Source organism: Salinisphaera sp. C84B14 (assembly GCF_040361435.1).
In the GTDB taxonomy this organism is placed as follows: Bacteria; Pseudomonadota; Gammaproteobacteria; order Nevskiales; family Salinisphaeraceae; genus Salinisphaera.
In genome coordinates this window covers 35,485-48,948 of the sequence record NZ_APNL01000009.1, presented here as the reverse complement: position 1 = coordinate 48,948, position 13,464 = coordinate 35,485, and the positions used below count along the sequence as shown (strand labels likewise).

Genomic DNA, 13,464 nt, shown 5'->3' with positions numbered 1-13,464 from the left:
CAACGAAATGATGACTATCTGGCTCTATGGAACCATCGGGGCGTTGGCGGTCTGCGGGCTCGGTCTGGCCCTGTGGTACCGCGACTGAGCCGGTCAGGTGTTTGCTTGCTGCCCGTAGGCGGGCAGCAAGCGCTTATAGGTCGAACTCGGCCACCACCGGCACATGGTCGGAGGGGCGCTTGCGCCCGCGTTCGCCGACGTGTGCCTTGCAATCGCGACAGGCCTCGACCAGCGCGGGTGTGGCAAGTACATGGTCGATACGCAGCCCGGCGTTGCGTGCCCAGCCGCCGTTGCGATAATCCCACCAGGTAAAACGGTGCCGGCCTTCGCGCTCGTCGAACAGCCGCCAGCAGTCGGTCAGCCCGGCGTCGAGCAGGGTCTGCAGGGCGGCGCGCTCGGGCGGCGAGCACAGAATGCGGCCTTCCCATTTGTCCGAGTCGTAGGTGTCTTCCGGGCGCGGGGCGATATTGAAATCGCCGGTGAGTACGAGTTTGTCGTGGCTTTGCAGCTCGGCTTTCAGCCAGCTGGCGAGGGCTTCGAACCAGGCCAGCTTGTATTCGAACTTGGGTGAATCCAGCGCCTGACCGTTGGGGCAGTACACGCCGATTACGCGTACCCCGTTCACGGTGGCCGCGATCACCCGCTTGTGGTCGTCCTCGAAGCCGGGCAGCGCATAGACGACATCCTCGGCGGGCGTTTTCGTGAGAAGGGCCACGCCGTTGTAGGTTTTCTGGCCGGTGAACACGGTTTCGTAGCCGGCTTCGCGGATGGCATCTCGGGGGAACTTGTCGTCGGTGAGCTTGGTTTCCTGCAGCGCGAGGGCATCGACCGGGTTCTTTTCGAGCCAGGCCAGCACGTGCTCCAGACGCACGTTGAGCGAATTGACGTTCCAGGTGGCGATTTGCATGCGGCGGGGTTCCTTTGCGTTGCGGTCGAGGCGGTCGGCGCGCTATACCTGCGGACAACCTTCTTGCCCGTGCCGGATCACGCCATGCGTCGACTTCTATCCAAGCCTTTTACTGCCGCCATTGTAATGACCTCGGGCCTGATCGGCTGTGCCAGTCCGCCCCCGAAGCAGTTCACCCGTTCGGCAACCGAATTCACGCCCTGTTCGAGCGCGCCCCACTGTGTTTCGTCGCAGGCCGATCGGGACGACTCGAAATACGTCGCGCCGTTTGCCTACAAGCAGGCGACGGCCGCGGCTGCCCGCCAGACCCTGTTGGATATCCTTGGCGCCAGCGAGGGTGCGACCGTGGAGCGCGCCGAAGAGCGCTTCATCCATGCCACCTTTCGCAGCACGCTGGGGTTTGTCGACGACGTGACCTTCATCGTCCAGCCGCAAGCCGAACACATCGACGTAAAGTCGTCGTCGCGGCTGGGCTACTACGATTTCGGCGTCAACCGGAAACGGGTCGAGCAGCTGCGCGCCCGATTCAACGCGCAGCTGTCGGCCCAAACCTGAGCGTGCCGGCCGCGCTAGGCGGCCCGCTCGTTACCGTCCAGCCCGCTGTGGCGCAGCAGGGCATCGATCGACGGTTCGCGCCCACGAAAGGCCACGAAGTTGTCCATCGCATCGCGGGTGCCGCCGCGTTCGAGCACTTCGGTGAGAAAACGCTGGCCGGTGGTGGTATCGAACAGGTCGGTTTCCTCGAAGGCGGCGAATGCGTCTGCGGAGAGCACTTCGGCCCATTTGTAGCTGTAGTAGCCGGCCGCATAGCCGCCCGCGAATACGTGCTGGAAGCTGTGCGGGAAGCGGTTGACCGCCGGCGGCGTGAGCACGGCCACTTCGGCACGCACCTTGGCCAGCGTATCCATCACCTGACTGGCCACGTTCGGGTCGTAGTCGCGATGCAGGCGCAGATCGAACAGTGAAATCTCGACCTGACGCAGCATCTGCCAACCGGCCATGTGATTGCGCGAGGCATAGAGCTTGTCGAACAGATCCTGGGGCAGTGCCTCGCCGGTTTCGTAGTGGGCCGCGAACAGATCCAGCGATGCCCGCTCCCAGCACCAGTTTTCCATGAACTGGCTGGGTAGCTCGACCGCATCCCATTCCACGCCGGAGATGCCCGAGATCGGGCCATAGTCCACACGCGTGAGCATGTGGTGCAGGCCGTGGCCGAACTCATGGAACAGGGTGGTGACCTCGTCGTGGGTCAACAGCGCCGGTTCGCCGCCGATGGGCGGGGAGAAGTTGCAGGTCAGAAAGGCGACCGGCAGCTGCAGGCCGCTGTTGTCCATGCGCCGGCTCTGGAAGCCATCCATCCAGGCGCCGCCGCGCTTGCCTTCGCGGGCATAGGGGTCGAGATAGAACACGCCGCGGCGTTCGTCGGCGTCGTCGCGGATTTCGTAGACGGTGACGTCTTCGTGCCAGGTCGACACGCCCTCGAGCGCGGCGATACGGATGCCGTAGAGTTTTTCTACCACCTTGAACAGACCGTCGATCACCTTCGGCCCCTGGAAATAGGGGCGCAGGTCCTCGGCGGAATAGTCGTAGCGCTGTTCCTTGAGCTTTTCGCTGTAGTAGCCGACATCCCAAGCAGCAAAGTCGTCGATGCCGTCGTCGGCGGCCAGCGACTTGAGTTCGGCCAGCTCGGCTTCGGCCGGGCCCCGGCTGCGCTCGGCCAGATCGAGCAGGAACGCTTCGATCTCGTTTGGCGTTTCTGCCATCTTGGTGGCCAGCGACTTCTCGGCATAGTTGTCGAAGCCGAGCAGGCCCGCGGCTTCATGCCGTAGCGCCAGAATCTCGTCCATGATCGCGCCGTTGTCGAATTCGCCCGCATTGGGGCCGACTTCCGACGCACGACTGGAGAAGGCCTCATAGACTTCGGCACGCAGCTCGCGGTCGTCGGCGTGGGTCATGATGGCGATGAAGCTGGGCGCATCGAGGGTGACCAGCCAGCCGTCGAGATCCTTGTTGCTGGCGTTCTGGGCCAGCAGCGAACGCGCCGACCGGGGCAGGCCGCTCAGGCGTGCTTCGTCGGTGATGTGCTTGCGCCAGGCCTGGGTGGCATCGAGCACGTTCTGCTGGAAGGTGGTCGACAGCTCGCTCAGGCGCTGGGCGATTTCGGCATAGCGTTTCTTGTTGGCGTCGTCGAGTGCCACGCCGGCCAGACGGAAATCACGCAGCATGTCGGTGACCACGCGCTGCTGGGCCGCATCGAGCGTGTCGAATTCGTCGGAGTCGCGCAGGCGCTGCACCGCTTCGAACAGGGCCGTGTTCTGACCGAGTTCGGACGAAAACGCGGTGAGCTTCGGCAAGCAGGCCTGATAGGCCTCGCGCCAGGCCGGCGAATCCATCACCGAATGCAGATGCGATACCGGCGAAAACGCGCGCCCGATGCGGTCCTCGGCTGCATCCAGCGGGGCGATGAGCTTGTCCCAGCTCGGATTCACGCTTTCGGCAATAGCGCGATCCACCGCGCGCCGGGCGTCGGCAATCATGTTCTCGACGGCCGGTTCGGCATGTTCGGGCTTGATGGCGTCGAAATCCGGCAGCTGGCCGCCGTCGAGCATGGTCACCAGCGGGTTGTCTTGCGTATCGGTCATGATGCTCTCGTGTAGGAAACTAGGCGAACACTGCGGAGTCGCCGATGCGTACGAATGTGCGGCTGCGGTGGCGCCGGATCAAGAGCGCCCCACGACGTGCCGCGCTCCGGTGAATACAATGGGCACCATCATATGGCGAGCGAGCAGTTATGAGTGAACATTTCGACCTGGTCGTAATCGGTGGCGGCAGCGGCGGTATGGCGACCGCACGCCGGGCGGCCAGTTATGGCCGGAAAGTGGCGTTGATCGAGCGCGGCCGCCTGGGCGGTACCTGTGTGAACGTGGGCTGCGTGCCCAAGAAGGTGATGTGGCATGCCGCCGAATTCGCCCAGCACGCGGGCGACGCGGCGCACTACGGCTTCGCCACCAGCGTGCCCGAACACGACTGGGCCAAGCTCGTGGATAACCGCGAAACCTATATCAAGCGCCTCAACGGCATCTATGCCCGCAACCTCGACAAGGACGAGGTCGAGTTCATCGCCGGCGACGCACGTTTCATCGGCGAGCGCCGGATTGCGGTCGGCGAGCGCGAGCTCGACGCCGATCATGTCGTGATCGCCACCGGCGGCAAGCCGCATTGGCCGGAGATCCCGGGGGCGGCGCTGGGCACCGATTCGGACGGCTTTTTCACCTGGCGCGAGCGTCCGAACAGCGTGGCGATCGTGGGCAGCGGCTATATCGCCGTGGAACTCGCGGGCGTGCTCAATGCGCTGGGCAGCGACGTCAAGCTGCTGCTGCGCAAGGATCATGTCATCAAGGGCTTCGATTCGATGCTCGGCGACACCCTCATCGAACGCATGAAAGAAGCCGGTATCGATGTGCAGATGCATCGCAGTACCGCCGAGCTCAGCGAAGCCGGCGAGCAGATCCGGGTCGATTTCGAAGACGGCGATTCGGTAACCGTCGACAAGCTCATCTGGGCGATCGGACGGCTGCCGAATACCGATAATCTCGATATAGAGGCTTCAGGTGTGGCGCTGGCGTCCGACGGCACGATCGTCGTCGACGAATGGCAGGACACGTCCATCGACGGCGTGCATGCGCTGGGCGATGTCACCGGCGCGATCGAGCTCACCCCGGTGGCGATCGCCGCCGGCCGGCGCCTGTCGGATCGACTGTTCGGCGGCCAGCCGGATCGCAAGCTCGATTATCACAACATCCCGACCGTGGTGTTCACGCACCCGCCGATCGGCAGCGTGGGCCTGTCCGAGGCCGATGCGCGCGCGCAGTACGGCGACGACGCGGTGAAGATCTATACCAGCCATTACGTCGCGCTCTATCACGGCGTGCTCGAACACAAGATACCCAGCGACATGAAGCTGGTCTGCGTGGGCGCAGAGGAAAAAATCGTCGGTGCGCATGTGATCGGCGACGGCGCCGACGAAATGCTGCAGGGCTTTGCGGTCGCCGTAAAAATGGGCGCGACCAAGAAGGATTTCGACGACACCGTGGCGATTCATCCGACCAGTGCGGAAGAGTTCGTCACCATGACGTGAGGCCTCTACATAACTACTGCGCTCGGTATCTTGGCTGTCGTTGGTGCTCGAAATCCTCATGTATGCGCTTATACATTGCGGTTTTTGCGCTCCAGCGCCAGCCAACCTACCGTCGCTCGCTACGTTATGAAGAGGCTTCACTGTGCATAGATTTCTTCTCGGCTTGAGCGGCTTGGTCGTGTCTTCGTTACTCGCGGCATGCTCCGGGCAGTTCTGGGCCAATGCGTTGACCCCGCGCTGGGGCTACGATCGGCATGCGGATATTGCCTATGGCGATCTCGAGCGCCAGACGCTCGATGTCTATGTGCCCAACGAACACGCGGCTGGCGCGCCGGTCGTCGTGTTCTTCTACGGCGGCAGCTGGCAGAGCGGTAACAAGAACGGCTATCGCTTCGTCGGGCAGGCGCTGGCCTCGCGCGGCTTCATCGCGGTGCTGCCCGATTACCGGCTGTATCCGCCCACGACCTTCCCCGGTTTCGTCGAAGACGGGGCCAAGGCGGTGGCCTGGGCGCAGGCGCATGCGGCCGACTATGGCGGCAATGCCGAGAACCTGTTCGTCTCCGGCCACTCGGCTGGCGCGCATATCGCGGCCATGCTGGCCACCGACGGGCGCTATCTGAACGCGGCCGGTTCATCGGTTTCGGCGCTGGCCGGCTTCGTCGGCATGGCCGGGCCCTATGATTTTCTGCCCATTCGCGATCCGGTGCTGCAGGAGATTTTCGCGCCGCGCGAAGACTGGCCGCAGAGCCAGCCCATCGAGTTCGTCGACGGCGACGAGCCGCCGATGCTGCTCATGCACGGCGCGGCGGATAAAACGGTGTTGCCGAAAAATAGCCGAAACCTGGCAGCTCGCGTGAATGAGGTCGGTGGAAGCGCCGAATTGGAAATCTATCCCAAGACGTCGCATATTGGTCTGATCGCACCGCTTGTCGCGCCTTTGCGCGGGACGGGAAGCGAGCTCGACGACTTCGCCGCCTTCATCAACAAAGTGGCCTCGGACAGCTTACGTTAAGCTTCGGCGTGTATTCTGCGCGGCTTAATCTAGTCGCCTACGTAATCATGCGTCGTTTTGTCATAACAACGATAAGCGTGCTCGTACTGCTGTGCGCGTCAGTTTCCACGGCGATGGCCGAGTCCGTCGAATGGAAAGAACTCAGCGTCTCGGCTACAGCCTATAATTCCGTGCCCTGGCAGACCACGGCGAACAAGCCTTCGGTCGCGGCCTGGGGGGACGAGCTGCGTCCCGGCATGCGCGCCATTGCGGTATCGCGGGATTTGATCAAGCAGGGGCTCACCCACGGTGCTCGGGTCAAGATCGAGGGCATGCCCGGGGTGTATGTGGTTCGCGATAAGATGAACAGCCGCTGGAGTAACAAGATCGATATCTACATGGGCAAGGATATCGACGCGGCACGCGAATTCGGTATACAACACGACCTGCGTATCAGCTGGGCCGAGCCCGGCAGCTGATAACGGGCCGGCGAGCGTTCGTCGGCCGTCCATCGATACAAGGAGAGACGATGCCCGGCAAGCTCGTACTGCTACGCCACGGCCAGAGCCAGTGGAACCTCGAGAACCGATTCACCGGCTGGGTCGACGTCGACCTCACCGATCAGGGCCGGGCCGAGGCGCGCGCGGCGGGCCGCCTGCTGGCCGAAGAAGGCATTCGCTTCGATATCGTGTTCACGTCCATGCTCCAGCGCGCGATCAAGACCATGTGGCTCGCGCTCGAGGAGCTGGAACAGCCCTGGGTCGAGGTGGTACGCCACTGGCGCCTGAACGAGCGCCACTATGGCGGCCTGCAGGGTCTGGACAAGGCCGAAACTGCGGCCAAGCACGGCGAGGAGCAGGTGCATATCTGGCGCCGCAGCTATGATATTCCGCCGCCGGAAATGGCCGCCGACGATCCGGGCCACCCCCGCAACGATCCGCGCTACCGGCATCTGGATGCGCGCGTGCTGCCGGGCACCGAGTCCCTCGCGCTCACGCTCGATCGGGTGCTGCCGTACTGGCACGACGCCATCGCACCGCGCTTGAAGGCCGGCGAGACGGTGCTGGTCACCGCCCACGGCAACAGCCTGCGGGCACTGGTGAAATACCTCGACGGCATTGCCGACGACGTGATCACCGGCGTGAACATCCCCACCGGTATTCCGCAGCTCTACACGCTCGACGATGAACTCAACGTCATCGAGTCGCGTTATCTGGGCGATGCCGAGGCCGCAGAGGCGGCCGCGAAAGCGGTGGCCGATCAGGCCAAGTCGAAATAAACGCGGGCGTGCGCTCAGCGGCGAACGCCGATATTGAGCGCACCGCTCTCGGGCTCGATCAGGCCGGCGGCGACGAGCCAGGCATGGGCGTCTTCGGCGTCCTCGGCAAACCAGGCCGCGGCGCTGCCCAGGCGAAAGGTGTAGCCCCAGCGGTCCATGTCGGCGCACATACGCGCTTGGCTCATGCCGTCGAGATGTTCGCTGGCCAGAATCTGCCAGTAGCAGACCGCGTTTTCCTCGTCGTAGGTGCCGCCGGCGTTCGTGTGCAGCGCGTCGCGGCGCGTCTGGTCCATACACACATAGTGGCCGGCTTCGTGCATGGCCGAATGCACCGGCGTATCGTCGCGCACGTAAAGCGTGTCGCCGATCAGACCGGCTTCCTCGTCGCCCCAGAAACTGCCGGGGATGGGTTGGCCCTTGGGCACACGCGCAAGCGTCAGGCCCAGACGGCCGAAAAAGCGCCTCAGCGACTCGAAACCAAGCGCCTCGACGGCGAGTACCGCAAGCGTTTCGGGCACGGCGTGGGGGCTTTGGCGTACAGTATGCAGATTGCTCAATGCACAGGTGAAACGTGAAACCGCAAGCGAAATCCTATCTTATTGGCGTGTTGATGGCTGCTGCCGTGTTGGCGGGCTGTGCGACCGGCCCGGCCGACAAAGCGGCGCAGGAAAGCGCCGCCGACCGCGTGATGGCCGCTTACGACGTGCCGGATCTGCTCGCCCAGGCCGCGCCTGCGGTCACGCAGTCGCTCAACCAGAACCTGCCCGACGACGTGGATACGACCACGCGCAGCGCGCTGCGCGATGCCGTCTACGAAGCCTACGATCCGCAGACGCTGCAGCAGGACGTGCTCGATCGGCTGCGCGATGCCGCCGCCCGGGATGACCAGCAGCGTGCGCTCATGAGCGCGGCCGATGCCCTGCATACGCCGCTTGCCACCCGCATGATCGCGCTGGAGTCGGCCACCGGGGATCCGGACTTCGCCGCCAACTTCAAGGCGTTCGTCGAACAGCCGGCCACGCCGGAACGCAAGGAGCGTCTGCGCAAGGTCGATATGCTCGCCGAGAACATGAAGGTCGTGGAGCTGCAGACCGACTTCAACGTCACCCTGCTCGAAGCCATGATCCGTGCCCGCAACGAAGCCTCGGCGGCGGAATACCAGGTCGATAACAGCCGTGTGGAGCAGATGGTGGCCGAAACGCGCGCGGACATCGGCAACAAGCTCGAACAGCGTGTGCCGCTGATGCTGTTGTACGTTTATCGCGACGTCGACGATAGCACCCTGAGCGAATATACCGCGCTGCAAAACCAGCCGGAGTTGGTCTGGGCCAATCAGGCGCTCAAGAACGCAATCATCGACACGCTCTCCGCCGCCAGCGATCGCGTGAGCGAGAATTTCACCCCCGTTTCCAGCTGATTCACATGCCGATAGTTACCGAAGATAGTCGTATTCGAGAAATCCTGGCGCAGACCCGTCGCGTGATCGTGATCGGGCTGTCCTCCAATCCGGACCGGCCGTCCCATGAAGTCGCCCAGGCGCTCCAGAGCGAGGGCTTCGATATCGTTCCGGTCAACCCGAACGAGCGTGAAGTGCTGGGCGTGAACGCGTTCCCGGATCTACGTCACGTCACGGGTATGACGGATGTCGTGGACGTGTTCCGTTCCTCCGAGCACGTACCCCAGATCGTCGACGCCTGCATCGAGCGCCATGTGCGCACCCTGTGGCTGCAGGAAGGGGTGATTCACCACGAAGCCGCGCAGAAGGCCGTGGATGCCGGCATCGAAGTCATCATGGATCGGTGCATGCTTAAAGAGTACCGGCGCCTGCTGGGCTGACAAGCCCATAGCCTCGGCTCGAACCGCCCGTTGCTGGCGCAGGATTGTTGCCAGTGACGGGCCGCGAGCCCAGGGTGTTGCCGTGCCCCTGCGTCTGCCCCACGCAGACGGCGCGCAAGGCCGTCGATCGCGACCAAGGTTGCACGCTTGGCACTTGCCGTTCGCGGCGCGACGACACAGTATGGGGCGCACGTCCGATTCATGCCCTGCCCCCGGGAGATACCGCTCCATGGCCAATCTCAGCCCTCTTGTCCTCATCCTGATCGTCGTCGTATGCGCCGGCATCGCGCTCGCGGTCGGTTATTTCCTCGGTAGCCGCTTTGGCGGCAAGAAATCCGTGGCCATGAAAGAGGCGACGGAAAAGCACGACAGCTACAAGAACGACGTACGCGAACACTTCGAACAGACCTCGGCGATCATGTCGCGCATGGTCGACGACTATCGCGACATGTATAAGCACATGGCCGATGGCGCCGAGAAGCTGGCCGAAATGCATCCGGAAAAGCTGGTGACCCCGCCGCCGGCCCCGGAAGCGATTACCCGCGACACGCCGGTCGATCAATCGGCTACCAAGACCCAGGCCGCCCAGTCGAAGCAGGGCGGCGATCGCAGCGCCAACAATACGGCCGAAGCCAAACCCGCCGCCGCGCCGCAGAAATCGGCCGGGACCAACCCCCAGTCGTCCACGCAGGCCAAGACAAGCGAGCCGGCGGGCAGCCAGTCCTCAGCCAAGGCGGCCGCATCGGCACCGGGCAAGAACCAAAGCGATACTGCCGCTACAGCGGCGAAAGCCGACTCTAAAGCGTCTGCGAGCGCAGCGGGGGCCGAGAAGGCCGGCAGCGCGACCACGCCTGGCGCCAAGGCTGATACCGATCCCAAGGCCAGGCCCGATGCCAAGGCCGATACGAATACCGGAGATGCCGCCAACCGCGATGCGGTGATGAACAGCGACTCCTCCAACGACCGGCCCTGGAACAAGGAAAGCAAGAACAAGGACGGCAAGCGCTACGGTCTGGAATGATCGGCTCACGTCGGCGCTCCATGCGCTTGCGTGAAAAACGAAATACTGTTCTGATTCAGCCGGCCCTGTGCCGGCTGTTTTCGTATGGAGCGCCGGCGCATACGAAATAAAACAATGATCGAGGAGTAAGCCGGTGGAACGCAGCAATACCCCCTACGGTAACCATCAGTTCGGTATCTACAGCGCCGGGCTCAAGGGCGAGCTGCCCACGTTGCCGTTGCGCTATGAAGACCTGGAAGCGCGAGCGCGGGACGTGCTCGACCCCGCGGCCTACTGGTATGTGGCGGGCGGCGCGGGCGAGGCCTCCATGGCGGCCAATCGCAGCAGTTTCGATCGCTATCCGCTGTTTCCGCGCATGCTCACCGACGTGAGCGAACGCGACCTGACCACCACGGTGCTCGGCAAGAAGCACGCCACGCCGTTGATGCTCGCCCCGCTGGGTGTCCAGGAGATTCTGCATCCCGACGCCGAGCTCGCGGTCGCACGCGCCGCGGCCGACGTGGGCGTACCCATGATCCTGTCGACGGTGTCGTCCTATCCGATGGAGCAGGTCAAACACGAGCTCGGCGACACCACCGGCTGGTATCAGCTGTACTGGCCCAACGACGACGAACTGGCCACCAGCCTGGTACAGCGGGCCGAGAAAGCCGGCTACGAAGCGATCGTCATCACGCTGGACACCAAGATGCTGGCCTGGCGCGAACGTGATCTCGAAGGCGCCTATCTGCCGTTTCTCCAGGGCAAGGGGCTGGCCAACTACACCAGCGATCCGGTCTTTCGTGCCGGGCTCGACAAGGCGCCGGAAGAAGACGTGATTGCCACGGTCAAGCACTGGTCGCAGGTGTATGCCTCGCCCGAGCGCAGCTGGCCCGATCTGGCCAAGCTGCGTGCGGCCACGAACCTGCCGCTGATCCTGAAAGGCGTGCTACACCCCGAAGACGCGCTGGCCGCGCGCCGTGCCGGCATGGACGGCGTGATCGTGTCCAACCACGGCGGGCGCCAGGTCGATGGCAGTATTGCCGCGATCGATGCCCTGGCCGGTGTAGTGGACGCCGTGGGCGATCATATGACCGTACTCTTTGACAGCGGCATTCGTCGTGGTGCGGACGTACTCAAGGCAGTGGCCCTGGGCGCGGATGCGGTACTGGTTGGGCGCCCGTTCGCCTGGGGGCTGGCCTGTGCCGGCGAGCAGGGCGTGGCCGAAGTCCTGCGCCGGCTGTTGGCCGATATCGATCTGACCCTGGCCTTGACCGGCCACGATCGGATCGACGGGCTCACACGCGCAGCGATCGCGCCCGTTCGCTATTGATTGTGGCGTGACGCGGCTTGCCTGCCTTGTGCCCTGTTGGATTACGCTTCGCTAATCCAACCTACGTCCACTGCGGCCTCAATACCTGGCCGAAGCCGCGTAGGTTGGCGTAGGTTGGCTTAGGCCGCAGGCCGTAAGCCCACAGGAAGCGCCTCGGGGCCGGCCGCAGCCACGGGGCGAGGCGCGGCTTGCGTGCGGTGTTCCCTGTTGGATTACGGTTCGCTAATCCGACCTACGCCCAACGCGCGGTGTATTACATGCGCCCGAGATGCATGCCGGCGTCGAGCAGCAGGGTTTCGCCGGTGGTAATGCCTGCGCCGGCGGCGAAATAGGCGATCGACTCGGCCACGTCTTCGGGTGTGCAGACACGGGCCAGCGGCGAGTTGGCTTCCAGGCGCTCGATCATCGCCGTGTAGCGTTTCTCGCCCAGGCCTTCGGCCAGCCAGCTGCCGCGTACGAAGCCGGGGCAGACCGCGTTCACGCGGATCGCCGGGCCGAGTGCTCGTGCCAGCGACTTGGTCATGGTAATGAGCGCGCCCTTGGAAGCGGCATAGGCGATCGAGCTGCCAAAGCCCATCACGCCGGCAATCGAGGCCACGTTCACGACGCTGCCCGTGCCAGCGGCCTGCATCGCAGGCGCGACCGCGCGCACCATCTGGTAAGCGCCGACCGTATTCACGGCATAGAGGTCCTGGAAATCCTGTGCGCTCAGGCCTTCAAGGTTTTCGTGCGCGCAGAAACGGGTGGTGCCGGCGTTGTTGACCAGAGCATCGATACGGCCCCAGCGTTCGAGCGCGCTGTCGGCCAAGGCGCGACAGTGCGCATCCTCGGCCACGTTGGCCTGCTGGACGAGCGTTTCTGCGCCCAGCGCTTCGCATTCTGCGGCTACCTGTTCGGCGGCCTCGGCGCTGCGAGAATAGTTGATGACCACATTGTAGCCGCGTTCGGACAGCCGGCGGGCAGTGGCCGCGCCGATGCCGGAGGAGGAGCCGGTGATCAGGGCGACGGGACGATTGTTGGACATGCGCTAATTCCTGAGCGGGCCGCGCATGAAAAGTCAGGCCAAGGCGCGGCGTGAATCGACGCCGCAGCATAGCCGATCGTTGCGGTGCTAGGGCCTGTCGCTAGGAATCGAGCTGCCGGTGGGCGGTGCGCTGGATGGTTTCCACCATCGAGTACAGCCCGTTGCGCCGGTTCATGGTGATGTGCTGTTCCAGGTTGAGGTCGGCGAATATCTGGTTGATATCGATCTCGGCGATCTCTTGCGGCGTCTTGTCGGAATAGATCATCAGCAGCACGCCGATCAGCCCGCGCACGATATGGGCATCCGAATCGCCCCGAAAATGCAGCTTGTCGTCGTTGCTTTCGTCGGCCACGAGCCACACCTGGCTCATGCAGCCGCGCACGCGGGTGGCCTCGTTGCGCTCTTCGTCGTCCAGCGGCTCGAGCTTGCGGCCCAGATCGATGATGAAACGATAGCGTTCCTCCCAGTCGGGCAGCATCTCGAAGGTGGTCTTGAGTTGCTCGATCTGTGTATCCATAGGGCGCGTGTTCAAGCAGGGTGTACCTGTTACAAGCTTGGGCCATAGCGCGCGCCAGTCAAGCGTTCGCACTCGTGTACGCCGTCGCCAGCGGCTAGACTGGCCACATGCAAAGCCCATCGGCCATGGCCAGAATCTCGACAGCGCTGCGCTGGCTGGTTGTGCGCCTGCTGCAGCTGCCGATCGTGATCTATCGCTATACGCTCTCGCCGCTGCTGGGCCCGCGCTGTCGCTATATGCCCAGCTGCTCGGCCTATGCGCTGGAGGCGCTGAAGGTACACGGGCCGATTCGCGGTTCCTGGCTGGCGTTTCGGCGTATTACCCGCTGCCATCCGCTGCGCGAAGGCGGTTTCGACCCGGTGCCGCCACCCCGCGACAAGCGTTGACAGCGGCGTAGCACCGATGCATGGGGCGCACGCAGGGTTTATGATGGCGCGCTTTC

15 protein-coding genes are annotated in these 13,464 nt (G+C 63.9%); 10 read left to right on the top strand and 5 right to left on the bottom strand.

Features of this window, described 5'->3' with window-relative positions:
• Positions 1–133 precede the first annotated feature (133 nt).
• Positions 134–907, bottom strand: a complete 774-nt coding sequence (gene xth, locus C84B14_RS09545) for an exodeoxyribonuclease III (RefSeq protein ID WP_353223656.1) — start codon at positions 905–907, stop codon at positions 134–136.
• Between the two features lie 84 nt (positions 908–991).
• On the opposite strand from xth, the gene C84B14_RS09540 reads away from it, so the two are divergent.
• Positions 992–1,462, top strand: coding sequence for a DUF1499 domain-containing protein (locus C84B14_RS09540; RefSeq protein WP_353223654.1), 471 nt, complete (start codon positions 992–994; stop codon positions 1,460–1,462).
• Between the two features lie 14 nt (positions 1,463–1,476).
• Here the strand turns inward: C84B14_RS09540 and C84B14_RS09535 are convergent, their stop codons facing one another.
• Positions 1,477–3,549, bottom strand: coding sequence for a M3 family metallopeptidase (locus tag C84B14_RS09535; protein WP_353223652.1), 2,073 nt, complete (start codon positions 3,547–3,549; stop codon positions 1,477–1,479).
• A gap of 149 nt (positions 3,550–3,698) precedes the next feature.
• Between C84B14_RS09535 and gorA the strand changes: the two genes are divergently transcribed.
• The 4 genes from gorA (at position 3,699) to gpmA (ending at position 7,315) form a co-directional block, all read left to right on the top strand.
• On the top strand, positions 3,699–5,045 hold the full coding sequence (gene gorA / locus C84B14_RS09530) for a glutathione-disulfide reductase (protein WP_353223650.1): 1,347 nt from the start codon (positions 3,699–3,701) through the stop codon (positions 5,043–5,045).
• A 142-nt stretch (positions 5,046–5,187) separates the two neighbouring features.
• A complete protein-coding gene (locus tag C84B14_RS09525) occupies positions 5,188–6,057 on the top strand; it encodes an alpha/beta hydrolase (protein ID WP_353223648.1) in 870 nt (289 codons plus the stop codon).
• Between the two features lie 113 nt (positions 6,058–6,170).
• A complete protein-coding gene (locus tag C84B14_RS09520) occupies positions 6,171–6,515 on the top strand; it encodes a 3D domain-containing protein (RefSeq protein ID WP_353223646.1) in 345 nt (114 codons plus the stop codon).
• A gap of 50 nt (positions 6,516–6,565) precedes the next feature.
• Positions 6,566–7,315, top strand: a complete 750-nt coding sequence (gene gpmA / locus C84B14_RS09515; protein WP_353223644.1) for a 2,3-diphosphoglycerate-dependent phosphoglycerate mutase — start codon at positions 6,566–6,568, stop codon at positions 7,313–7,315.
• A gap of 14 nt (positions 7,316–7,329) precedes the next feature.
• Here gpmA and C84B14_RS09510 read toward each other — a convergent pair whose 3' ends face one another.
• Positions 7,330–7,833 carry a hypothetical protein gene (locus C84B14_RS09510; RefSeq protein WP_348765365.1) on the bottom strand — a complete coding sequence of 168 codons (504 nt, stop codon included), beginning with the start codon at positions 7,831–7,833 and terminating at the stop codon, positions 7,330–7,332.
• A 92-nt stretch (positions 7,834–7,925) separates the two neighbouring features.
• Between C84B14_RS09510 and C84B14_RS09505 the strand changes: the two genes are divergently transcribed.
• The 4 genes from C84B14_RS09505 (at position 7,926) to C84B14_RS09490 (ending at position 11,481) form a co-directional block, all read left to right on the top strand.
• Positions 7,926–8,732 (top strand): hypothetical protein, encoded by an 807-nt coding sequence (locus C84B14_RS09505; protein WP_348765364.1) that lies wholly within the window; start codon positions 7,926–7,928, stop codon positions 8,730–8,732.
• Positions 8,733–8,737: 5 nt separating this feature from the next.
• The gene (locus C84B14_RS09500) at positions 8,738–9,151 is read left to right on the top strand and encodes a CoA-binding protein (protein WP_353223642.1); all 414 of its coding nucleotides are present in this window, start codon (positions 8,738–8,740) and stop codon (positions 9,149–9,151) included.
• 229 nt (positions 9,152–9,380) lie between these two features.
• Positions 9,381–10,172 carry a ZapG family protein gene (locus C84B14_RS09495; protein WP_353223640.1) on the top strand — a complete coding sequence of 264 codons (792 nt, stop codon included), beginning with the start codon at positions 9,381–9,383 and terminating at the stop codon, positions 10,170–10,172.
• A 133-nt stretch (positions 10,173–10,305) separates the two neighbouring features.
• The gene (locus C84B14_RS09490) at positions 10,306–11,481 is read left to right on the top strand and encodes an alpha-hydroxy-acid oxidizing protein (protein WP_353223638.1); all 1,176 of its coding nucleotides are present in this window, start codon (positions 10,306–10,308) and stop codon (positions 11,479–11,481) included.
• A gap of 253 nt (positions 11,482–11,734) precedes the next feature.
• On the opposite strand, the gene C84B14_RS09485 is transcribed toward C84B14_RS09490, so the two are convergent.
• Both C84B14_RS09485 and C84B14_RS09480 read right to left on the bottom strand, forming a co-directional pair.
• Positions 11,735–12,505 (bottom strand): SDR family NAD(P)-dependent oxidoreductase, encoded by a 771-nt coding sequence (locus tag C84B14_RS09485; protein ID WP_353223636.1) that lies wholly within the window; start codon positions 12,503–12,505, stop codon positions 11,735–11,737.
• Positions 12,506–12,605: 100 nt separating this feature from the next.
• Positions 12,606–13,022: a SufE family protein gene (locus C84B14_RS09480; RefSeq protein ID WP_353223634.1), complete on the bottom strand. Its 417-nt coding sequence runs from the start codon at positions 13,020–13,022 to the stop codon at positions 12,606–12,608.
• A gap of 107 nt (positions 13,023–13,129) precedes the next feature.
• Here C84B14_RS09480 and yidD point away from each other — a divergent pair, with 107 nt between their 5' ends.
• Positions 13,130–13,408, top strand: a complete 279-nt coding sequence (gene yidD, locus C84B14_RS09475; protein ID WP_353223632.1) for a membrane protein insertion efficiency factor YidD — start codon at positions 13,130–13,132, stop codon at positions 13,406–13,408.
• Positions 13,409–13,464 lie beyond the last annotated feature (56 nt).